This window comes from Pseudomonas sp. Ant30-3 (genome assembly GCF_000690905.1).
Taxonomy (GTDB): Bacteria; Pseudomonadota; Gammaproteobacteria; order Pseudomonadales; family Pseudomonadaceae; genus Aquipseudomonas.
Map to the genome: position 1 here is coordinate 113,189 of NZ_JMCL01000030.1, position 22,611 is coordinate 135,799.

Below are 22,611 nucleotides of genomic sequence, written 5' to 3' on the forward strand. Positions count from 1 at the left end.
TAAGTTCCTTAAAGGGCAGCGGCACTGAAATCAGTCACCAAATCAACATTGCTTGCTTCAGTCGGCTTTACCTGAGCCCCTGGCTTCAAGCGCTGCAAACCCTCCGTGACGACCTTGTCTCCAGCCTCAATACCTTTACCGACCAGCCAAGCGTTACCCACGGTCCGCAGTGTTTGTAGGTCGCGAAGTTCGACCGTGTTATCCGGCTTCAGCACCCAAGCCGTGGCGACACCTCGGCTATCGCGAATGATGGCTTGCTGCGGCACCAACTTGGCCCCTTCTTTCACACCTTCCTTGAGTTCCGCATGAACGAACATGCCCGGAAGCAGTTTGTGATCCGGGTTGGGGAACACCGCTCGCAAGGTCACTGAGCCGGTACCTTCGTCGACGCTGACCTCGGAGAATTTCAGCACTCCCGGTAGGGAATAAGCGCTGCCATCGTCGAGACTCAAATTGACTTGAGCCTGATTCTCGCCGGCACTTTGCAGTCCGCCTGATGCCAAGGCGCGCTGCAGCCCCAAAATCCGGGTGATCGGCTGGGTCACGTCGACAAAAATCGGATCAAGTTGGGTGACGGTGGCCAACTCCGTGGCCTGCCCATTTGTGACCAGCGCACCTTCAGTAACGGCGGAGCGGCCGATCCGGCCGGACACCGGCGCCAGCACACGGGTATACCGCACGTTGATCTCAGCCATCTGAACCTCAGCCTGCGCCTGCTTCCATGTCGCATAGGCGTCGTCGTATTGCTGACGGCTGACCGCGTTGGTCTTGAGCAGTCGCTCGTAACGTTGAGCCAGTTTCTCGGCGGTCCCGAGATTGGCCCTGGCCTTGGCCAGTTCAGCTTGATAGGAAGCAGGATCTATCTGATAAAGCTGCTGACCCTGCTTGACCTCTGCCCCCTCTTCAAACAGCCGTTTTTGCACGATTCCACTGACTTGCGGCCGTACTTGCGCAACTCGAAAAGCAGATGTACGACCCGGAAGATCGGAGGTCAAGGTCAAGGCTTCAGCCTTGACCGTGTAAACGCCGACGTCGACTGCAGGGTTTTCAACCGCTAGTGGTTGAGATTTACCGCATCCCGCCAACAAGACAGCAGTGAAGGGAAGGATATGTAAGGCACGCAAAGGCCATGAGCTGTTCACCGGAGATCTCCTAAAAGCAGATAAAGCATGATCTGATGTATCACAATTAAATTCAGTGTACCATGATGCAGTCCGATCGCGGCAAGCGCTTTTTCCGGCTCACTTATTCGTTAGAGTTCTTGATTCGATTAGAATCGGTCACCTGTTCCCCCGCAGTGCTGGGTGACAGATACGTTCAACATCTCGATGCGGTGAGCTGTTTAATTGAAGAACACCGCGAGCAAGACGATAGAGAGAGAAATAATGAGCAGGGATTCAACCTTGGAAAATAAACACAACGGCATTCTGGTGATCGCCAAGGCTGCGGCAGTGATGCGGGCGCTAGGTGACAATCCAAAAGGACTTAGTCTTGCGGCGATAGCCCATATTGTTGAATTACCCCGCTCTACCGTTCAGAGGATCATCGCTGCGCTGGAAGTCGAGTATCTGGTCGAGTCTCTGGGTGCGCGAGGAGGCTTTCGCTTAGGACCTGCGCTTGGGCAACTTATCAATAAAACGCAGTCGGACATCATCTCGGTGGTCCGTCCCTTTATCTGCGAACTTTCGCTGCTTGTGGGGGAGTCGGTCACCCTGGCGTCATTGATAGGTGACAAAATCTATGTCGTCGAACGGATTGTTTCCGAACGGGAACTACGAATCGTCTTTCCAATCGGTATCCAACCGCCGTCGTATGCGACCTCAAGTGGCAAGGTGCTTCTCGCCGGCCTTAACTCTGAAGCCGTTATAGCGCTGCTTCCCGAGTCACTGCCCAAACTGACACCCATGACCCTGGATAAAACCGCATTGCTTACGCAATTGGACGAAATTCGCGTTCGCAGTGTTGCTCAAGATCAAGAGGAGTACATCGAAGGCATCTGTTCAGTGGCTGTATCGATCAATACGTATCTGGGTAACTATGCAATTGCCGTCGTTGCTCCGGCTTCTCGCACCGCTGCGCGAGCCGAGCAATTTGAAGCGGCCCTTGTGGAATGTAAGCAAAAAATAGAACGAATGATCGGTTCTTCTCTCTTGCCGAAAAGGGAGAACTTAAATGGCTAGAAAAACCGCCGAGGAGGCAGAGCGTACACGTCAGAAAATTTTGGCGTCGGGCGCGCAAGTATTCGCAGTAAGCGGCTTTTCTTGCGCGACGTTAGAGATCATTGCGAAACAGGCTGGGCTGTCGCGAGGCGCTGTATATTGGCACTTCAAGGGCAAGGAAGAGTTGCTGCTGGCCGTATTGCAAGACATTACGCTACCTGTAGAACGTTTTTTTTCTGCCGGGATGAACCTGCAGCGCAATATTCAGCGTTTGTTCGTCGCCATCGAACAAACCTTAATAAAGGTTGAGTCACGTCTACTCTGCGAAATCCTGTTGAAAAGAAGTGAGAACATCGCAGGTGAAGCACCTATCACCGAAAGGCTGCATAAGGTCCAAGGAAATTTCACTTCTCAGATGCAATGTATGCTGGAAAGCGCGATAGCCAAAGGTGAAGTGGACCCGTTACTGGATATCAACGTCACCTGCCGGCTGTTTCAGATGTGTTTAAGCGGTCTTTTCTTTGAGTGTGTACAGGGTGCCCTCGACATTCCGCGTCACATCAAGATGACACTCAATATGATCAGCGATGTCCTTTTCAAGCCACCACCGCGCCTTCTCAGCATTTCGAGCGGACGCACGGGATCACTCTTTGAATAACCCATAGTTTCGTAGACTGTTGGCGCTGCTCGATGAACTGCGCCAGATACGTCAGCAAGGAATTGCCTTCGAACACGAAGAACATCACAAGGGGATCAGCTCAATCACAATAGGTGTCGGACCACCCAGGGCTTTTATTACATAAACGTGGTCGGCCTGTGGCCCATTGTGGCGAGTTCGCGATCAGCGGCAACATAGAACAGATCGACGCGGAGTTGAATGCTGCGGTCGGGCACTTTCGCACATAAATATTAACGGTTTAAGACGAAAAATTTTCGTCGTTGGGTATGAGTCGTCGCGAGAAGGTTGTCCCCGCTCTCGTCACGTTACCCAGACGCAAAGCATCGCCGAAAGCCTGCTGGGTAGGTGGGCGCGATAGTACTAGCAACAAGGTGACGATATATTCCTGAGCATTGGCTTGTAGTGTGGTGAGAGTGCCGAGCCTCGCGCCTACGCCAGCAATTGGCTCACATCACCATGGAGTGCTATGAACAAAAAAGCGATCGCCATCTTCTCCTGGCCTTCGAAGTTAGGTTTCGCGCCATCAAGGCATTTGCCGGATGCGACCCCATTGCGCCGAGGTGCTGACTGCTAGCAGCCTGTCGGACTCGAATTCATGAGCAGGGCATCAATAATGGGGCGAAGCAATTTGCCTCACTATTTAGGTATTTCCAGGCATTTTTGCCCCGGGCTTCCTGGGTGCGAGCGGATTTAGCCCATTTTTACCCGCATTGGACGGATTTGTGGCGCATAACGGCCATGCGTTTCAAATTCCAGGCCAGACAGACCAGGCGCCATTCCCCGCTCACCTTGTCCTTGCCCCGCAGCAGGAACTGACGGAAGCCCATGACCGATTTGATGATGCCGAACACCGGCTCCAGGGTCTGTTTGCGCAGGGCGTAGAGGCTGCGCCCCGGCTGAGTCTTGAGCTTGTGCGCCATGCGTTGCTGGGTCGTAGCATCGGCGTCGAGCGGCGGGGGTTCCGCAAAGCGCGCCCGCCAGCCGGGGTGGTGGTCTTCGCGCGCCACCACCAGGTAGGGTTCGATTGCGGCCGCTTCGCAGGCGGCGATGTTGCTTTCGCTGCTGTAGCCGCAGTCCCCGAGCAGCGCCTGCACCTGGCCCAATGATGCCGGCAGCGCCTTGAGCTCGGCCAGCATGGGGACAACTTGTTGCTTGTCGTTGTCTGTTTGAGTGAGGCCCTGCGCCACTATGAGTAGCGTGTCGGTATCCACCGCAGCCTGGGCGTTGTAGCACTGTTCGAAGCCGCCGCCGGCCACCCGCATGATGTTCGAGTCTTCGTCGGTGAGGTTGATTTGGTCGTGCGCCATAGGCCCTTCCACCGGTGCGTTGGGCGGCGTGCCGCCGGGCTTCTTACCAGTTTCTGCCGTACGCGTCGCACGCTGGGCGAGTTTTTCCTGGTAGATGGCCTGATCCTGCTCGAAGCGCACGCCTCGATCTTGGCCTTCGCCGCAGCCATGGCGACCAATCGATCTTGCCGGCGTTTTATCTCGTCCGGCAGGTCAACGCCATCGGGGAGTTCTGTCTGGTCGGAGCTTTCTGCCAGCGCCAGGAGCTCCTGCACTTAGGTCTTGAGTTGGCGTTCGAGTGCCTGGATATGGCCATAGGAAAGTGCACTGTGGCGTGAGGCATTGGCATGCAACTTGGTGCCGTCGAGGCTGGTGGTGCCGAGCTTGAGCAGCTTCATTTCCCCCGCCAGCTCCAGCACCTGGAGGAAGATGTCGACCAACTCGTCGAGGAAGCTGGCCAGGGTGTCGTGATCGGGGTGGCTGCCGGCTGCGAGGTAGCGAAAGGCGAGCGACTCGTAAGTGGCGCGCTCAATCTTGCGGCTGGAAAAGGTGCGGTGACATAGCCATAGACCAGTAGACTGAGCAGCACCTCGGGGTGATAGGCGGCGCTGCCGCGTCCGCCATAAACCCGGGTGAGCGTGCTCAGGTCGAGCCGTTCGATGGTTTCGAGAATGAAGCGGGCCAGGTGATCTTCTGGCAGCCAGTCATCCAGCGATGGCGGGAGCAGGTAGTCAGTCTTGCGGTCGATCGGGCGAAAGCGGTTCATACGGAGGCATCGGCTGGGCGGGGCCGCGATTATCCTGGAATACAGCGATTAAGTCCGACAGGCTGCTAGGCCTTCGATTTTTTGCGCCTTCAAGATGGTACCGACGATGCAGTAGATTGTCCCGTCCAGCGACTTCCCCGTGTGAGGCTCATCTCGCGACCCATCCACACAGCCCGTTCCAGCAGCGCAGGTGTGGCTTGATCGGTATCGGTACTACTGGGCTCGGCTCCACCAATTTTGAACTGCATCCGCTGCTGTTGCCAGCATGGTGGGATCGGATCAAGCCCACTCCGCCCGCGTGGCAAGCCCGAACAACTCGCGCAAACCACTGATACCCAGCTTGCGGTACAGGCGTTTGATGTAGGTAGCGGCGCTGATGGGGCGCACGCCCAGTCTCTCGGCAATATCATCAACAGCATAGCCGGTCATCATCAGGCGCAGTAGCTCTTGTTCACGCAAGGTCAGTTCAACGTGCTGCTGCCGGATCACCCGTTCTGTCAGCAACAGGGGTATCTCGTTGGCCTGCAGGTAAGCGTGGCAGTGCAGGCGCACTGCTTGAACCAGCAGGGGGCGATGGTTTCCAGGTAATTCATGTCCTGTTCGGAAAAATGTCCATGTTCACGACCACGGTAGAAGTTCACCGATAGCCAGCAGTTGCTTTCGCAGCGGGTAAGCAAGGCTACCCGCTCGCAAATCTGTGGCTGCTCGTAGCAGATGCGCCGGTACTCGGTATGGGCAATGTCGTCGATGGACTGGCGTTGCACTATGGTGCTCTCGCCGGCGCCCCACTTGCTCATGGCCTGCTGGTTGCCGTCGTGCTTGCAGACTGCATATCCAAGACCCGATCTGTTGACGAGGCATTGGCGATGTATAGTGAGCGCCGATTTGAACGATGCAAAATCATTTGTGACGCTTCATTGCAACTTTGTCGCTATGAGCAGGAAGACCCACTGAAAAATAGAGAGCAGTCGGCGGCTCTATTGCTGAAAACCTATCAATATTTGGGGCAGCCTATCTAGAAACATCAGGTCGACGTTATCTGTCAAAAAGTCTCGATTCACCTCTCAGGGTAAATCGGGTCTGAGTTTACTCATAATTATACAACGACCGGCAACCAATCAGCGCTGGTCAGCTTTCTGAGTTCGTTACTCCCAGCAAATGGTATATGTATTCGATATGCGACTTGGCAAATTCCTTGTTTAACGGAACGTGGCCGATCATCAGTCGCATATAGATTGCAGAATAGATGGTCGCGGTAGGAATGGCAGTCACCTGCCACCCCCCCGCACAGATCCGTACGTGCAGAATTACCGCATACGGCTCCTGCCTTGGGTTTTGACGCCGAAGCGGGTTATGGGATACGGGTGCATAGTTAGCTCGCGTGGATAGGGTATGAACAACCGGGCTAGCGCAATCATGCGCTCCCAATTCAACCGGTGCCGCTGACTTCGTCGTTTAAGAGCATGCCTCCACGCCCTGATAATTTCACGGCGAAAAGCATCCAACCGCCGCGTATTGCCGGGGACATGGTAATAATTGCAATACCCTCTAAACAACCGACTCAGCCACTGACCAATCACTGGGACTGGCTCGTGCCTGCGCTTGTGAAGTTGCACTCGGATTTCCTTGAGCGTTGCCCTCATACGTTTGCCGATAGTTACGCGTCCAACCTCGAACTTCCCGTTCTTGGCCTGACTACAGAAATGCGTGAACCCAAGGAAATCGAATGTTTCGGGTTTTCCTTCCCCTCTCTTCTTACGATCCTCCACCGCGAACCGGCCAAACCGTAGCAAACGTGTTTTCTCTGGGTGTAGAGTCAGGTTGAATTGAGCGAGTCGAACTTCCAACGCATGGCGAAAACTCCGTGCATCTTCAGGCTTTTCAAACCCAAATACACTGTCGTCTGCGTACCGCACGGCAATCATTTCGCCTTGTGCCGTACGCCCACGCCATTGTCTTACCCATAAATCCATCACGTAGTGCAGGTAAATATTGGCTAGCAGTGGTGAAACGGGCGCACCTTGTGGTGTGCCTTGCTTCGCAGGAATTCGTTTTCCGTTTTCGAGAACACCTGTACGTAGCCATCGAGCTATTAGCGCTAACACACGCCTATCCGCGATTCGGTGTTGCAGGAAGCACATCATCCACTCATGGTCGATGGTGTCAAAGAACGCACGTATATCGACGTCCAATATCCACCGTACCAGTGTTTTCTGTATTCCCACCGACAGAGCGTCCAATGCATCATGTTGCCCTCGACCAGGGCGAAACCCATACGAAAGTCCGAGAAAGTTCTGCTCATAAATCGCATTGAGCACTTGTACGATTGCTGCCTGGACGATCTTGTCTTCCAAGGCAGTTACGCCCAGCGGCCGCTCGCTACCGTCTGCCTTTGGGATGTACACCCGCCGAACAGGTTTGGCTCGATAGCGACCACTGTGCACGTTGGCGTGCAGGGCTTTCAGCTTTATGAGAAGGTCTTGCTCGTACTCTCGCCACGACAGGCCATCCACACCACTGGCCGCATCTCGCTTGAGGTGTAGAAACTCTCGCGCAATAGCTCGACCGTTACGTGGTGCAGCAGGCTCGTGAACTTGACCCGGCGATCCCGCCGGGCTGCTTGACGTACAGCGAGCAACCCTGACAACACATTTGTCCGGCTCTGAGTCCGGGATGCGGAAGGCTGTTCACTGTTCCCCTTGGCTAACTCCCTTTCCTCCATTACCTCCGCCGAGCCAAGCTCATTGTTCGGCAACTTCTCAGGTACTACGGAGTTATCCGACTTCTCATGCGCGTAGACGGCAGACATTTGGCTTGTGGCCTCTTCTGCCCCGTCTGGTGTGTCATGACCAGACACGAATGAGATCTCCCAGCTTCCGTACAGTTGACTTCCCAGCATGCTCAGGGTCTACGACCGCGCAGGGCGTGATACATGACTTGCGATTATCGTCATGCACACCGTGGCCTTCCGCTTCGCATAACAGCGTCGGCGCCCCAAACTGATGATTTCGCGGCTCAATGGCTGGCCTGCTAGTTTCCCCTGCCAACGCTTCGCCATACACCTCGCGGTGCATAGCGCATGACTCGGGGTCGAGGTGTTTCGCCATAACTTCTCTCGTAGGGACTTTCACCCTTTATCAACTGCCAGCTTGGCTGGCGCACTAAGCGCTCCATAAACCCCACATTCAAAGTCACCACCTGATCCCCGATGCTGTGCTCCCGATTCTTTTCCGGAGCCCGCACCTCATGATGCGTCCCGACGCCAAAGTCGAAAAAGTCTATCTCTACCCCAAAACCGTCGACTTCCGAAAACCCATCGACGGCCTCGCGGCTCTGGTCGAACTGGATATCAAGGTCGCGGTGTTTGACCTGGTACTTTTCGTCTTCCTCAACAAGCCTCGAAACCGAGTGAAGATTTTATATTGGGGTGTGTCACGAACGCTGGCGTAAGCCAGCGATGCTGTATCAAAGATGGGGGCAGTCCAGTGGAGCTTGGAGAGTGTCTAGAAAAACCGGGACTATTCAGTACAGATTGTCGATCGCATAGGCTTGTTGGAAGCTTCCTTGATTGGCTGTAGGTGGAACTCGGTAGCGCAGCATGGAATAATTTTTCCCTAGGCTGTTGACAGACCTACCGAACAAGTCCAGAATTGCGTCCATTCCTGAGATAGGAAGGCGGAAAATATTTTGTTAATCAAATGGTTAGAGGCTGGGTTCTAGTTCCGTTTCCCGCTCCAGGATTCAGAAAAAAGCCACTCAGATGAGTGGCTTTTTTTCGTCTGGAGTTTCCCGCTGTCAGTGTTTGTGTTGGGTGCAGGTTGTTGCTTTCGGTAGGCCTGGCCCTGAAATCGGGCTAAGCCTATTGGCAGCTACAGATACGTGCGGAAGTGGAATCAGCCCTCGATGAAAACCTTCAGCGGTGGTTCGTGCATCAGGAAGTTCTGGTGCGAGATGTTCCAGGCATAGGCGCCCGCGAGAGTGAATACCAGCAGGTCACCAATTGCTAACTGCGGCACCGGTTGTTGCCTGGCGAGGACGTCCTTGGGCGTACACAACTGACCCACCAGCGTTACGAGCTGGTCGCTGATTTGCGCCGGCTGCGAGCCTCGCAGTACCGTGAACGGATGGTCGTGGCCTTGTGCCGCAGGCGTGCGGAAGTGGTGAGTACCGCCGCGTCCGATGGCAAAAAACTCACCATGGCTGCTTTTGATGTCCAGCACCTGCATGAGGTAATAGCCACAGGCAGCGCTGATGAAGCGGCCGATCTCGAAACGTATGCGGGTCGCGCCCATGTCATACTCGTCGATCAAGCCCTTCAGGCCCTGACAGAACGATGGCCAGTCGAATGACCTCGCCGCATCCTGATAGTTGATACCCATTCCTCCGCCAACATTCAGCAGCGGTAGTTGCAGGTCGTGGTCGGTGCACAGCTGACGGAAGGTCAAAAAGTAGCTGCGAATCAATTCAAGGTGCGCGTTGACATCCAGCTGGTGCGACAGCAGATGAAAGTGCAGCCCCTTGAGCTCCAGCGACGGCTCTTCGCGCAGCAATTGCAGGGCGTTTGCCAGACCTTCTTCATCCAGACCGAACGGCGTGGGTTTGCCGCCCATGACCAATCGACTCTGCGGTGCCTGAGCCAGCTTCAGATTCAATCGCAGCATTACCGGAGCCCGCACACCGCGTTCGTGGGCGATGCGCGCCAGACTTCGCAGTTCGGTCACGCTCTCCACGTGAAATGCTGAAATCCGGTACTGCATCGCGATGTCCAGTTCGCGATCGAGCTTGCCGGGGCCACCAAAAATCAGCGGCTGGTCGGGGCACTGCTCATGCAGCCATGTCAGTTCGCCGCCCGAGGCCGCCTCGAAACCGTCCACCCACGGCGCCAGGGTCTTCAGCACCATGGCCTCCGGGTTAGCCTTGGCGGCGTAGAACAGTTCGCAGTTTTCCGGCAGCACCTGACGCATTGCCTTTACATGACGTTCAAGGGCCGGCAGATCGTAGACGTACGCGCACAATGGCGCGTCGTGTTCGGCCTTGAGCTGCTCGATGCGGCGGGTGACGGAGGCAGGAAGACTCATGCGCGTTTCCTCTTTTCAGTGATCGTCAGCGGACTGGGCAGTGAGGTGTAACCGGCCTCTCGGTCGGCGCGCATCATCAGGCGCGTCATGAAGTTTTCTTTGCTCGGGAAAGGCGCGCCGGCGCACAACTCCCGCAGTTCTGTGGGATGGCCGAGAAGCGCGGATTGCGCGTGCAGCAGGTCGCCGATTCGCGCCCATAGCTGTTGTTCCAGCACGTCGCTGCCGTTGGCCAGGTGGAAAATCGCTTCGCCGAGATTGTTCACCAGTGCGCAGTAACCGACTCGCTGCCACGCCTTGTCCGCGCTGTAGTACACCGAGCTGCGAGTACGTTCATCCAGCGCACTCAGACGTTCGGCGGGCCAGATTTCAGGGACCAGCTTGGTGCCTTCCAGATCGCGAATCCAGATGTGGTCAGGCAATCCGTCTTCACTGAAACCAATCACCGTATTCTGCAGATGCGGCTCCAGCACTACGCCTTGGCGGAACAGGCAATACAGCACACCTGCGAGCATCTGGCTGGCGTAGGCATCCAGCCAGTTCAGCGTGGCTTGCTCAATGGTCAAACCCACCTTTTTGGCGTAGCGCCGCACCTGTTGGCGGCACACGCTGCGACCTTGGTTATCCCAAGTGAACAACGCCATTGCCACTTGCGGCTGGTACCGCTCGCAGTCGGCGACGGAAATGTTTTCCCGGTAAACGATACCGAAGCATTCGGTGACTTCGCGGGACTCTTCGAGCGTACCCAGGGCGCTGAGGTCCAGGCTGGTAGCGCTTGGCTCGGACATCAACATGAAGCCCGGTTGTTGTGTCGCCAACTCGCTCATGATCGGGCCGAGCAGACGAGTGAGGGCGACGGCGCTGTCCAGTTCATACCAGGCGTTCTTGCGTACGCAGTTGGTCAGACGCACATGCATCGAGAACTTCATGAAATAGGCCATCTGCGGATGGTAGAGCGTGCGCACCGACGACGTCGGGTACATGGCCTGACCGAGGGGGCCGAGGTATTCGATCAAACCCTGTTGTTGCGCACGCTGTACCAACGGGTCGGCCAGCACCCGGGCGACTTCCCAGGGGTGGCACGGGTAGGCGTCTTCGCGTCCCGACAGTTGGCGCAGAGTACTGCGCGGATCTTCGCCCTGATGACGAATAAGCGTGGGGTCGACCTTGAACCAGTGCAGCTGAAAGTGCGCACCGACTTCCGGCGAGCACGCCAGCAGGTCGTCATGGGAGACGCCTTCGCGACTTTTCGGTGTCGGATGCAGGGCGTGTCCCCACAGCTGATGCTGCTCGGAGGCCAGCAGGCTGTTGGCCGCGTCGTTGGCCGGGCGTGAATGACGCAAAAAGGTGCTAGTAACCTGCAGGCTGTTGGCGACCTGTTGCAGCATCTCGCCGACGCGGTCGGCACCACTCAACGGTGTACAGAGCAGGCGCGCCAGTTCGAGGGCTTTCAACGGGCGCCAGCTCTGGTTGCTGCCTTTGAAATAGGGCGCGCTGGTGTAATGGCAGCGACCCAGAAGGCTGGCGCGATCAATGCGTATGACCAACCGGCCAGCAGGCAGGCGAATGCTGATGCGACGGCCGTTGACCTGGCGCAGGCTCATCGGCAGATCCTGCGCCTGATAGTTCAGGTTCGCCTCGTTGCGTGGCAATGCATACTCGCGCAAATAGCAATTGAGCAGGCACTCGATGGCATGTCGCTGGGCTTCGCCATCGAGGGCGTTATCGTGCAGCGATACGGGGTTCAACGATGCAGTGTTCATAACGAGCGTCATGCCGGAATCTCCCGGGAGGTCATCAATAGAGGGCGCGCGAGCACCATGGCCGTCATGGCGGCCAGGCACGCAATAAGGAAGGGGGACGCGATGCCGCAGGTTTGACTGACCAGTGCGGCGGCGGCACCCGCAGCGGTACCGGCCCATTTGCCACTGGAGTCGAACCAGCCGAACAATCGACCGGCGCTGCCTGTTCGGCTGCGCTGGCTGAGGCAGCGGTGCAGCCCGACAAAACTGAGCAGCATGCCGGCCCCGCTGATCAGACGCAGAATAAACAGCAGCTCGGCCTGCACGCTCCAGAATTGCAGCGCGTTACTGATTGCGAGCAACGCCAGCCCCGGCAACAGCAGGTTGCTCTGCTGTCTCTGTACCCAAGGCAGGGCCAGCAGGTAAACCAGGTGCGGCAGGCTGTAGAGCATGCCGATCACGGCATCGCTGCCAATTCCCAGTTGCTCGCCGAAAGGCATGAAGTAGGGAAAGGTGACGACCATCGCGAAGCTGAACAGAAACTGCACGGCCAGCAGCCGTGGCATGTCTTGCGGCAGTTCGCCCAATGCCTCGGCTTTTTTACTGCCCAAGACATGCCTGGGGGCATCCTTGGGCAACGGCAGGATGAGTACGAAGGCCAGCAGGGGTAACCAGGCCAGATAGCGATACAGGCTCAACCCCATGCCTTGAGCAGTCAGCAGCCCCAGCAGAATCGGGCCACTGATCATCGCCAGGCGCGCCGAATACTGTGTCCAGTTCAGGGCGCGGGATAAATCGCCGCCCTTGAACTGGGTCGACAGGTAGGCATTGGATGCCGCCATCGCGCCGCCGAAGGTGCCCTGGATGATCAAGGCCAGGACGAATACCGTCAGATTGGGGCTGAAGCCTGCCAGCAGAAAACCCGCGAACAATCCGGCATGAGCACGCAGCAACGACAAGCGACAGCCGTTGCGATCGGCCCAGCGTCCCCAGATCGGCGCCGCCAGTGCGGTGCATAGCGTCGGCAACACGAACAGCACTCCCATGGCCCACCCTGGCGTGTCAGGTGCGAGGTCAGCGAGGATGCGCGGCAGGTACAGTGGAATACCCAGCGCTGTGAAGGCTGAAAGGTAATGTCCCAGCAGGACGCTGGAGATCAGTCGCCGTTGCATGGGGTGTCCTCCTGCAGGAAGTTCGCCGCGCTGTAACCATAGAATTTGTTGATGTCGCTGGCGCCTGAATGCGCCTTGCTGAACAGGCTGCCGGCGCTGAGCAGGTATTTCACTGGCAATTTCGGGCTGTCGAGCAGCCATCGGCGCGCATCGTCGCAGTCGATACCTTCGGCTTCGAGTTGTTGCAGGCAGGTCCTCAGACGCTGACGCAGCGAGTCGTACAGGCCGGATCGCGAGATCAGGCCTGCGGTCGCTATCGCTTCCAGGATCGCAACAATGTTCAACTGCAACGTGATGGTGCAGAACATCTCGGCCAGCGGCTGGCTGCTGTCGACGCGAATGCGCTCGTCCTGCAAGGCCGCCGGCAGATCAGCGAGATCCGGGCAGGCAGTGGCGAAACGCTGAGGCCACAAACGAGCGGCGTCGTTGTCCTTCATCAACAGACGCAATGGCTGACCTTGCTCGAACATCAATACGGCGTTCTGCTGGTTGGCCTCCAGCGCGATGCCGTAATGCAGCCACAGTCGCAGATGCACCTGCAGCAGTAGATCGAGATAATCATCCAGCCAGTGTTGCAACGACCCCGCGTAGAAGCGCTCGGCCAGTTGTTCAAGGAACAGGCGCCCGTCGGCAAGCGGGCTGGCCAACGCGGCGACTGGAACCAGAGTGATGTTCTCCAGCCCTGTCGGATAACGGCGCGCGATATAGGCCAAATGTCGACTCTCGGCGGCATGACCACCGTGTTTTTCGTCCACGTGCAGATAACGTGACGACAGCGCCACATCGCGCTCGGTCAGGGCCTGCAAGGTGGTCTGGAACCAGTGACCGTCGTAGAGGGTGCCGGGCTTGATCAGGCGCAAATTGCGCGCACCGAGCGTGCTGACCAACAACGGCAGTTTGATATGCCACTGAGGTTGAGTGATGCAAACCACCGTGCGCACGGACAGCGTTGGCTCGACCTGCATCGCGGTACGCGGAGCCTTGAGGGACCCATCAGGCAAGCCGTATTGCTCCAGTTCGCACCATGTCAGCGGGTGCACTGGCAGTAATGAATGACTGTTTTGCAGGGCTGATGACAAGCCGACTTCCTCGAAGTCCGGCCAGTGCGGCGGCTGCGCGCTGGTCAGGGTCAGGGCGTTGTTGGGAATCGCCAGCCAGTTGAGTTCGAAGCGCGGCGCGAACTCCGGCGCGTAGCCTCTGAGCGCGGCGGCATCGAAACCGCTTTTGGCCCGTGCCGTTGGATAAAACGGGTGATCCAGGTAGCTCGCCAGTTGATCGATCTTCAGCAACCTCTGCGACCAATCCTTCAGGTCGATCACATCGCTCAGCGCAGGCGCATGTTGCCGATACGCCTGATTACACAGGGTCCGGTGTTCGCTCGCGCAATCGGCTTCGTTCAGATACGCCGCGAACAGCGCCAGACTGTCTTCGTCCAGGCCGTGGCTCAGGTGGCCGAGCCAGAGCGCGTAGCCGCGTTGAGTCTCGCCGTGGCCTTGTGGCGACACTTTGATCCAGGCGTCACCTGTTCCGATCCAGTCCTGCAACGGATACGCCTGGACCACCGGCAGCCAGAGTTCGTCGGGGCCCAGGTGGGCGATTCGCAGCCAGCTTGCATCGGACTGATGCTGCAAGTGTTGACTCAATTCTTCCGGCATCGGGCAAATCTGTCCTGCGCTGACGATCCCCCGGATGTCCTCCCGCAGGCAGCAATCGATGATGCGTCCAGTCATGTACGCCTGATCCTCGGCGTCCGGATACCGGCTCATGACATCACCCACTTCAGGTTGTTCAGCGTCATATTCAGTTGCGCTTCGAGGCTTGCTTCATCCGGGGCGATCAGTCTCAGTACGCCAACATAGTCCTTGTTGGAATGGCTAATGGTCACGGTGTCGCCGGTGTTGTGAAGTGCGCGGTAATCGCACCAATGGCTCTCACTTTCGCGATTGAAGCTGGCACTGGCCTGTTTCAGCTGTCCCGAACAGTCGGCTACAAGGTAATGAACGGTAGCTTCGGCCTGCGCGGGTTGTGTATCGACCAGCTTTTCTCCCAGATGCAGAGCGATGATGCGGTCGAACCAGCCCTGTGGCAGGAGTCTGTCCAGCAGGAACTCGCGGCCATCACCGATGCTGCGGTAGTTGATCTCGACCAGTACCGGGCCGTGGGCGGTCAGAATGAACTCGCTGTGGCAAACGCCGAAATTGACCCCGAACGCGGCCACTTGAGCCAGGGCGCCGGCGCGCTGCGCGCGGCTGAGTTGGCCATTCCAGCGTGCGGCGAGTTCTACGAAATGCGGCGGTGCCGAAAGGGTGACGTCGAAGCCACCGATGGCTTGCAGATTGCGCCCGTCGCCCAGCGTCTCGAGGGTAAATAAAGGACCCTCCATGTACGCCTCCAGCAACAACGCCCGGTCCGGCTGCTGCTGCCAGAACTGTTCGCAGTAAACGGCCAGATCGGCGGCGTTATGACACAGTCTGACGTCCAGGCTGGCGACACCTTCACGAGGCTTGGCGACCACTGGCCACGGCGCATCGGTAGGCAGTCTGGAATTCGATGTGATCACCTGGAACCAGGGGCCGGGCAAGCCGAGACGTTGCATGCGCTCGCGCATGGCTGCCTTGTTTTTTGCCGCATAGCACAGTTGCCAGTCCTTGCCGGGGCATTCGAATAATTGCGCCACCATGGCTGTCGCGGTCTGCAGGTGATCGCTGTTGGAGAACACTGCAGCGGGGCGCAAACCCTGACTGTTGAGTGTCTCGACGACCGCGAGCGGGTTGAACACATCACATTCGATAACGTGCAGCTCATCCGGCGAAATGTGCGAGGTGGCGAGCAGGCGTCGGTGCTCCTGAGCGTGGTCAGTAATGATCACGATCGGCAACCCGCGTGCGTGCGCGGCAAGCAGAAAACCCTCGAGAATGGCTGGGTGGGCGACGTGGGCGAGAATGACGAATGGGTGTTCCATGGCAGTTTCCTGGGGGCAGCTGCTGACCGTCCCGGAGGATCGGGCAGCAGATTGACAGGGGCGCAGATGCGCGGTTTAGAAGCGGTAGTTGACGCCGAGGGTGAGCGAGCGCTCTGGCGCGGCTTGACGACCCCATGGGCTGGTGTCGATACCGCGGAAGTAGTACTCGCGGTTGAACAGGTTGCTGACCCCCACGGACGCGGTCAAAAGGCTCTCGTCCGCCAGCTTGAATTCACGCTCAAGGGCTGTGTTCCAGAGCCAGTAAGCAGGCAGTTTGCCCACGCTGGCGGTGGCATCTTCATCGCTGGAGTTGGCAGCATCGGTGTAAGCGCTGCTGACATACAGGCCGTCAAGGTTGTAAGTCCAGTGCTCGGCAAAACGGTAACGACCGTCAATCGTGAACTGATTGCGCGAGGAATACGGCACTTCGTTGCCCTTGAATGTGCCGTTGCGTTGCTTGGCATCGAGGTACGCAAAGCTGGCGTGCAGGTCCAGATCAGGGAGCGCTTGCGGCGTCCAGAAAATCTCGCTCTCGAAACCCTGGTGACGTGTGCTGCCAAGGTTATTGAAGCGGTCAGTCGTGGCGTTGTAACTGATCTGGTCGTCGAAATCGATGCGGTACAGATTGAAATCTACGCGCAGGCCGTCCCACGGTGTATAGCGCACGCCGGTCTCATAGTTCCACGCCAGTTCGGCGCCGACATCGCCTTCCTTGACGATCTGCGTGACTTGCGGTGGGCGCAGGGACTTCTGGGCGTTGGCGTAGACATACCAGGTGTCGGTCGCCTGATAACCCACTGTGAGGCCCGGCAGCCATTCTTCGGATTTGTTCTCGCGCGAGAAGCCGGTGATGCCGTCTGCGTAATCCATGCGGGCATTTTCGTAGCGCACGCCGGGGGTGATGGTCAGACGATGATCAAGCAGGCTGATGGCGTTGCTGAGGTAGAACGCGCGGGCGTCGTCATCGAACTTCCAGTCCCGGAATGGCGTCGTTCTACCGGTAGCGACGCTCTGGCGGTTGACCTTGTAATCGATGTCTTCGCTGACATAACGGGCGCCCAGCAACCAGGTCTGGCCAACCGTGTCGCCATCGATGGTGGCACTGATGCGCGGCTCCGAGCCCCAGACTTTGAAATCGCGTGGACCGTCCTGTTTGGTCACCGCCGTACCGTCCGGAGTGAACGGCAGGCCGACGACGAAGTTGCGGTAGCTGTCGTGGGCGAAATTGGTCCAGCTGTATTCCACTGAGTCGAACGGCCCTATGGCGCCCAGGCGCTGGGTGTAGGTACCCCATACGCGATTGGTGTCGCCCTCGAAGCGGTCCAGCGGGCGCGTCGATTGCCGTGGATCATCCTTGTAATCCTTAACGCTCAGTGCACCGGCCAGGTCCATATCGGCCTTGTAGTGCTGGATACCGAAGCTCAGATCGCGATCGTCGTCGATGTTCCACTGTCCGCGCAGACGGTAATTCTGAACATCGGTTTCGGAGTGCTCGCGCCCGGATTCGCCACCCAGGGTGTTGAGGTCCAGTTGCAGGCCGAAGTTGTCGGTCAGGTAGCCGCCGGTGCCCAGATAGTTGTCCCACAACCGGCGCCCGCCAGCGTTAAACGTCAACTTCTCCTGCAGCGTGGTTTCCCACTCGCGCGGAATCGGCTTGCTGATGAAATTGATTACTCCGCCAACGTTGTTCGGGCCGTATTGCACCGCGGCGCCCCCACGCACGATATCAATGCGATCGACAGTGGCCATGGTCATCGGAAACAGTGACATACCCGTCTGGCCATACGGTGCCAGTGCCAGCGGGATGCCATCCGACAACGCTTGAATCCGGCCGCTACGACTTTCGTACAGGCCGCGTACCGATATCTGTGGCAAGGCGCCGGTGCCGGTTTCGTCAAAAATCTTGACGCCCGGTACCCGTTGCAACGCATCGTCCAGACCGCGAACGCTGGCTTTTTTCAGTTCGCTTGCGTCAACGACGCTGCGGCTGCCGGCGTAGGTACGCACCTCTTGATCGCTGGCCGTGCCGAGAACGTCACCCTGAATCACCACGGGCACCAGTTCCATGCTGCTGGCAGGGCTGGCGGACGCATCGACGGGTTGTTCGGCGGCCATGGCAACCTGGCAAATACTCAACGTGATGAGACTGAGAGAAAAATGTAGGGAATTTGTTGTTTTCATGTGGGCTACGTTGGCTCATCTTTTCGGTTGGAGAGTTACGGTTGGAGAGAATGCAGGCGGGCTTTCAATGCGTTATGCAGCAAGCCCCGGTCTTCACCGGCGAGAAAACTCCGGATCCCGCGAGCGCGCCACAGCGTGTTTTGTTCGGGCGTGCGGGGATTTGGGCAGAAAGGTATTTCGGCGCTGAAGCAGGCATCGGCCATGTTTTGCAGCGTTTGCCAGACTTGAGGGTTGAGCGGATCGGGTCCCAGGCCTAGATCGAGGGACAGGTCCAGCGCGCCCTCCATGATCATGCCGACGCCCGGCAGTTGCAGGATGTCGTCGAGCGCGTCGACCCCGGCGCGGCTTTCGATCATGGGAATAATCGGCGTCTGACGATTGGCCAGATCAATGTATTCGGGTAATGGAAGGCGACCGAACCCGGTGATACGGCCACCGGTGATTCCACGCTTGCCCAAGGGAGGGAAGAAGGCCGCTTCGATGGCGCGCTGAACTTGCGCGGCACTTTCGGTACGTGAAAGGACGATGGCTTCGATACCGGCATCCAGCGCCCGACCGATCAGTTTTTCGTCCACTTCGGGTATGCGCAGCCAGGGCGAAATACCCGCGGCCTCACACGCGCGGACACAATGCATGATGTCTTCTTCAGAGCGCAGCAAGTGCTCAAGATCCAGAATCACGAAGTCATAGCCCGCAAATGCGAGCATTTCGCAGAGCATCGGGGAAGGTAGAGAGTTAAGCAGGCCGTAGACGTTGTTCCCTGCGTGTAACCGGGAGAACACTGGAGAGGTTCGTATCACTGCGCTAATCCTTCAGGCTGGGTGCGCGCTAATAGTAATCATTCCCAAACATAAGTAAACATTTTTAGTCAGCGCTACGGGATATTCGATCTATCATCCCGAGCGAATCGTCTGGCTTAAGGACGCAACGTCTAAATGGAGAACACAATGACCGACACCAAGCCACGGCTTTCCAAAGCCATCCCGATTCTGGCGTCGACGGATATCGCGCGCACACTCGATTTCTACAGAGGCTTGGGGTTCAAGGCTCGGCATGTTGAAGATTTTTCTTATGGGATGGCGGCCTGGGGCGACGTCGAGCTGCATTTCTGGAGCTGCGCTGACAAGTACATCGCCGAAAATACGTCCTGCTACATTCGCGTTGACGATATCGATGCCCTGCATGCGGTACTGAAGGGTGCGTTACCGGAACTCCAGGACGTGAGTCGCACAGCCTGGGGTACCGCCGAGATTGCGTCATCGATCCGGATGGCAACCTGCTGAAGTTCGGGCAGTCGCTCGATTGATGCCAGTGTGATGCGATGCTGCGACAACAAAAAGCCACTCAATGAGTGGCTTTTTCATTCGTGCGATTTACTTTTGAAACCGCCCATCAGTGCAAGAACGGATCAAAGCTTCGGCAACTGCCCGATACGCCCCATCATTTCCGTCACTATCTGCAAGTCCAGCAGAAACTGGTCAACCGTTTTGAACTCGTTATCGGTATGGCCGGTGTATTTCGCCTCAGGCCGCGCCAGGCCAAACTGCACGCCATTCGGTAATTCATGCACCGAAGTCGCGCCGGCCGAGGTGCCGAATTTATGTTCCATGCCCAGGTTTTCGCTGGCAACGGCCAGCAGTGCCTTGACCCATTCGCCTTCCGGATTGCGGTACATCGGTTCGGCGACCGAATAAACGAACGCCACGGCGACCTTGGACTTCTTGCTCCAGGCGTCCAGCTTTTCGGCGATTTCAGTCTTGAGCACTTCCGCAGACTTGCCCTTCGGCACGCGCAGGTTGACCGCCAGTTTGAAGGTTTTTTCATCCATGCCGACAAATGTCAGCGAGGTGGTCAGCGGACCCATGAACGCATCGGAGAAGCCCACGCCCAATTTTCCACCGAGGTAATCCAGCCCCCAGTTGTCGGCGGCGTAGCGGGCGGCGTCGGTAATGTAGTTGTGCTTGAGCGCGACTTTGCCGTCGAGGCTATTGATGAAGTCGAGCATTCTGGCCACCGGGTTGACGCCGGATTCTGGCTCGGAGGAGTGCGCTGAAACACCGGTAACTGCCAGTTTGACGCCCTTGTCGACGACTTTGGCAGTCACGCTGAAGTCGCCACCATTGCGCTTGACGTAGTCCGCTCCGGCCTTCTCGAGTGTAGCGGCCAGTTCGGCGGGTAGGTCGGTGACCAGCGTAGCGACCGAAGCAGATGGGATCTGGTTGGTCGCCAGGCCGCCGGTCATGCTGGTGATTTCGGCGCCTGTGCCCTCGGCTGGGCGCCGGGCAAAATTCGCCATGACCGTGCCGGAGCCTTTTTCAGCAATCACTACCGGGTAACCGCCGTCCAGCGCCAGGTTGTAGTTGGGTGTCGGGTTGCGTTCGAAGTAGTAAGGGATGGCGTCACTGGTGGTTTCTTCGGTGGTGTCGACCAGCAGTTTGAAATTGCGCGCCAGGGGCAGTTTTTCTTCCTTGATGACTTTCATGGCATACAGCGAAACGACGATGCCGTTCTTGTCATCCTCGGTGCCGCGACCGTACATGCGGTCGCCGATCAGTGTCACCTTGAAGGGGTCGAGCCGCGTGCCGTCCTCCAATACCCAGTTATCTGGAGTCACTGGCACTACATCGGCATGCGCGTGAATGCCGACGACTTCAGGGCTGCTGCCTTCCAGCGAAATCTCGTAGACACGGTTGTCGATGTTGCGGAATTTCAGGTTGAAGGCTTCTGCGAGGTTCTTGATCTTGTCGGCGATCTTGATGAATTCCGGGTTGTCATGCTGGGCCACGCCTTCGACCTGAAAGGTCGGGATGGCCACCAGTTCGCGCAGCGTCTCGGTCGCGGCGCTGCCGTACTTGATCCGCGCGTAGAGGCCAAGCAGACGATGAATTTCGTTCTGTTGTTCAGCGGTGAGGGACTTGTCGCCCAGGAAAGCGCCGATTGCCGGGCCAATATCATTGGATTTGGCCAGGTCGGTTTTCGCCAGGCTGGCGAGGAACTGGCGGAAATCCGTAACCGAGGCCTCGTCAAACGTCTTGAGGATGGTCGCGTTTTGTTGCGGCGTAAGGTTGGCCTGGGCCGATGTGGTTAAGGCCGACAGGCCAGCCACGAGCAGAGTTGTCGCAGCCAGATGTTTGAACGAAAAGTGCATTGCGGAGCATTCCTTTGCGGGTGTGGTGAAGGTGATTGAAACAAAACATTTCCAAGGTAACACCACTGAGCGATTGGGCAATCGCTCATTCGGAATTTGTCGCGGAGCAGGCTGAAAGGGGCGCTCAGATGTAAAAAATGAAATTCAACTGGCTACGTTATAGGGTAACAATATAATCTGTATCCCGATTCCCTCGCGACTCTTTCAACTCACCCTTTTTGCAGTGCGAACTTTTCATGACTGTTGCTACACACCCTCCTGCTGGAACGGCGATTGGCCGACTTCTGTCTATCGATGCCTTACGGGGCATGGTGATTCTCTTCATGCTGCTCGACCATGTGCGTGAAACGTTTTTCCTGCATCGGCAGGTGTCCGATCCCATGGACATCGCCACGACGGAACCGGCGCTTTTTTTCAGCCGCACCCTGGCGCATTTGTGCGCGCCGGTATTCGTCCTGCTCACCGGCCTGTCCGCCTGGCTGTACGGCGAGAAATATGCCGGCAGAAGCGATGTTTGCAGCTTTCTGTTTAAACGCGGTCTGTTTCTGGTGGTGCTCGAATTCACCCTGGTGAACCTCGCGTGGACGTTCCAGCTGCCACCCACTGTCATCTACTTGCAGGTGATCTGGGCGATTGGCTTGAGCATGATGGCGCTGGCGCTGATGGTTTGGTTGCCGCGCCCGATATTGCTCGCGCTGAGCCTGGCAATCATCGCCGGCCACAACCTGCTCGACGCGGTGCATTTCCCGATTGAATCAGCGATGCATGTGCCGTGGGCGATTCTGCATGACCGTGGCTGGATCGATGCCGTCGACGGGCTTCGTCTGCGCACTTCGTATCCGGTTCTGCCATGGATCGGCGTCATCGGGCTGGGTTACGCCATCGGACCGTGGTTCGGGCGGGCGGCCGATGCGCAGACTCGTCAGCGCAGACTGTTGATCGCAGGTGTCCTGGGATTGATCGGGTTCGTGGCATTAAGACTCTTCAACGGTTACGGCGAGGCGCCGTGGCATGAGGGTGAGACCGCCGTGCAGACGCTGATGAGTTTTTTCAACATCACTAAGTACCCGCCGTCACTGCTGTTCGTCACGCTGACCCTGAGTGTTGGCTGTTTGCTGCTTCTGTGGTTCGAACGCCTGCACACCACGCGGTGGCTGCGACCGCTGGCTGTATTCGGTTCGGCGCCGATGTTCTTCTATCTATTGCACTTGTACGTACTGAAAGTGCTGTACCTCATCGCCGTTGCGCTAGCAGGGCCTAATCAGGGCATTTTGTTCGGTTTCGACTCGATAGTCGCGGTGTGGCTCACTGCGATTCTGTTGACGATCGCACTGTATCCGCCGGTGAAATGGTTTTCGGCATTGAAGGCGCGGCGGCGTGACCTTGCGTGGTTGAAATACCTGTGACACGTGCACTTTTATAAAGCCCGAGCGCTTCGATT

The 22,611-nt window shown here is 57.5% G+C and carries 18 protein-coding genes and 1 pseudogene; 7 read left to right on the forward strand and 12 right to left on the reverse strand.

Features of this window, described 5'->3' with window-relative positions:
* Positions 1-8: 8 nt before the first annotated feature.
* Complete coding sequence (locus DU29_RS0108085; RefSeq protein ID WP_328286317.1) at positions 9-1,142, reverse strand: efflux RND transporter periplasmic adaptor subunit; 1,134 nt, start codon at positions 1,140-1,142, stop codon at positions 9-11.
* Between the two features lie 243 nt (positions 1,143-1,385).
* On the opposite strand from DU29_RS0108085, the gene DU29_RS0108090 reads away from it, so the two are divergent.
* The 3 genes from DU29_RS0108090 to DU29_RS1000000133690 are packed head-to-tail and all read left to right on the forward strand — an operon-like array spanning position 1,386 to position 2,962.
* Positions 1,386-2,180, forward strand: a complete 795-nt coding sequence (locus DU29_RS0108090) for an IclR family transcriptional regulator (protein ID WP_028621282.1) — start codon at positions 1,386-1,388, stop codon at positions 2,178-2,180.
* Positions 2,173-2,817, forward strand: coding sequence for a TetR family transcriptional regulator (locus DU29_RS1000000130905; protein WP_028621283.1), 645 nt, complete (start codon positions 2,173-2,175; stop codon positions 2,815-2,817). Before DU29_RS0108090 ends, DU29_RS1000000130905 begins: the two co-directional genes overlap by 8 nt.
* A gap of 19 nt (positions 2,818-2,836) precedes the next feature.
* Positions 2,837-2,962 carry an IclR family transcriptional regulator domain-containing protein gene (locus DU29_RS1000000133690; protein WP_161781281.1) on the forward strand — a complete coding sequence of 42 codons (126 nt, stop codon included), beginning with the start codon at positions 2,837-2,839 and terminating at the stop codon, positions 2,960-2,962.
* Positions 2,963-3,539: 577 nt separating this feature from the next.
* Here the strand turns inward: DU29_RS1000000133690 and DU29_RS01000000129660 are convergent.
* Positions 3,540-4,890: pseudogene (locus DU29_RS01000000129660) on the reverse strand (transposase).
* Between the two features lie 279 nt (positions 4,891-5,169).
* Positions 5,170-5,442 (reverse strand): helix-turn-helix domain-containing protein, encoded by a 273-nt coding sequence (locus DU29_RS1000000133185; RefSeq protein ID WP_028621284.1) that lies wholly within the window; start codon positions 5,440-5,442, stop codon positions 5,170-5,172.
* 179 nt (positions 5,443-5,621) lie between these two features.
* On the opposite strand from DU29_RS1000000133185, the gene DU29_RS1000000132915 reads away from it, so the two are divergent.
* Complete coding sequence (locus DU29_RS1000000132915; RefSeq protein WP_028621285.1) at positions 5,622-5,909, forward strand: hypothetical protein; 288 nt, start codon at positions 5,622-5,624, stop codon at positions 5,907-5,909.
* 288 nt (positions 5,910-6,197) lie between these two features.
* On the opposite strand, the gene ltrA is transcribed toward DU29_RS1000000132915, so the two are convergent.
* A complete protein-coding gene (ltrA, locus tag DU29_RS01000000129670; protein WP_442961283.1) occupies positions 6,198-7,403 on the reverse strand; it encodes a group II intron reverse transcriptase/maturase in 1,206 nt (401 codons plus the stop codon).
* Positions 7,404-8,136: 733 nt separating this feature from the next.
* On the opposite strand from ltrA, the gene tnpB reads away from it, so the two are divergent.
* Positions 8,137-8,340: an IS66 family insertion sequence element accessory protein TnpB gene (gene tnpB, locus DU29_RS0108120; RefSeq protein ID WP_028621286.1), complete on the forward strand. Its 204-nt coding sequence runs from the start codon at positions 8,137-8,139 to the stop codon at positions 8,338-8,340.
* 443 nt (positions 8,341-8,783) lie between these two features.
* On the opposite strand, the gene DU29_RS0108125 is transcribed toward tnpB, so the two are convergent.
* The 7 genes from DU29_RS0108125 to DU29_RS0108155 all read right to left on the reverse strand — a co-directional run bounded on the left by DU29_RS0108125 (position 8,784) and on the right by DU29_RS0108155 (position 18,741).
* The gene (locus DU29_RS0108125; protein WP_028621287.1) at positions 8,784-9,968 is read right to left on the reverse strand and encodes a type III PLP-dependent enzyme; all 1,185 of its coding nucleotides are present in this window, start codon (positions 9,966-9,968) and stop codon (positions 8,784-8,786) included.
* Positions 9,965-11,740: an IucA/IucC family protein gene (locus DU29_RS0108130; protein ID WP_152635528.1), complete on the reverse strand. Its 1,776-nt coding sequence runs from the start codon at positions 11,738-11,740 to the stop codon at positions 9,965-9,967. The genes DU29_RS0108125 and DU29_RS0108130 overlap by 4 nt, the downstream gene beginning before the upstream one ends.
* On the reverse strand, positions 11,737-12,879 hold the full coding sequence (locus DU29_RS0108135; RefSeq protein WP_028621289.1) for an MFS transporter: 1,143 nt from the start codon (positions 12,877-12,879) through the stop codon (positions 11,737-11,739). The genes DU29_RS0108130 and DU29_RS0108135 overlap by 4 nt, the downstream gene beginning before the upstream one ends.
* Positions 12,864-14,645: an IucA/IucC family protein gene (locus DU29_RS0108140; RefSeq protein ID WP_028621290.1), complete on the reverse strand. Its 1,782-nt coding sequence runs from the start codon at positions 14,643-14,645 to the stop codon at positions 12,864-12,866. Before DU29_RS0108140 ends, DU29_RS0108135 begins: the two co-directional genes overlap by 16 nt.
* The gene (locus DU29_RS0108145; protein WP_028621291.1) at positions 14,642-15,841 is read right to left on the reverse strand and encodes an ATP-grasp domain-containing protein; all 1,200 of its coding nucleotides are present in this window, start codon (positions 15,839-15,841) and stop codon (positions 14,642-14,644) included. Before DU29_RS0108145 ends, DU29_RS0108140 begins: the two co-directional genes overlap by 4 nt.
* 75 nt (positions 15,842-15,916) lie before the next feature.
* Positions 15,917-18,022: a TonB-dependent receptor family protein gene (locus DU29_RS0108150; RefSeq protein WP_028621292.1), complete on the reverse strand. Its 2,106-nt coding sequence runs from the start codon at positions 18,020-18,022 to the stop codon at positions 15,917-15,919.
* A gap of 35 nt (positions 18,023-18,057) precedes the next feature.
* The gene (locus tag DU29_RS0108155) at positions 18,058-18,741 is read right to left on the reverse strand and encodes an HpcH/HpaI aldolase family protein (protein WP_152635529.1); all 684 of its coding nucleotides are present in this window, start codon (positions 18,739-18,741) and stop codon (positions 18,058-18,060) included.
* 228 nt (positions 18,742-18,969) lie between these two features.
* Between DU29_RS0108155 and DU29_RS01000000129675 the strand changes: the two genes are divergently transcribed.
* Complete coding sequence (locus tag DU29_RS01000000129675; RefSeq protein ID WP_201770517.1) at positions 18,970-19,305, forward strand: hypothetical protein; 336 nt, start codon at positions 18,970-18,972, stop codon at positions 19,303-19,305.
* Positions 19,306-19,430: 125 nt separating this feature from the next.
* On the opposite strand, the gene DU29_RS0108165 is transcribed toward DU29_RS01000000129675, so the two are convergent.
* Positions 19,431-21,170, reverse strand: coding sequence for a dipeptidase (locus DU29_RS0108165; RefSeq protein WP_028621294.1), 1,740 nt, complete (start codon positions 21,168-21,170; stop codon positions 19,431-19,433).
* A 236-nt stretch (positions 21,171-21,406) separates the two neighbouring features.
* On the opposite strand from DU29_RS0108165, the gene DU29_RS0108170 reads away from it, so the two are divergent.
* Positions 21,407-22,576, forward strand: a complete 1,170-nt coding sequence (locus DU29_RS0108170; RefSeq protein ID WP_028621295.1) for a DUF1624 domain-containing protein — start codon at positions 21,407-21,409, stop codon at positions 22,574-22,576.
* The last annotated feature ends 35 nt before the right edge of the window (positions 22,577-22,611 follow it).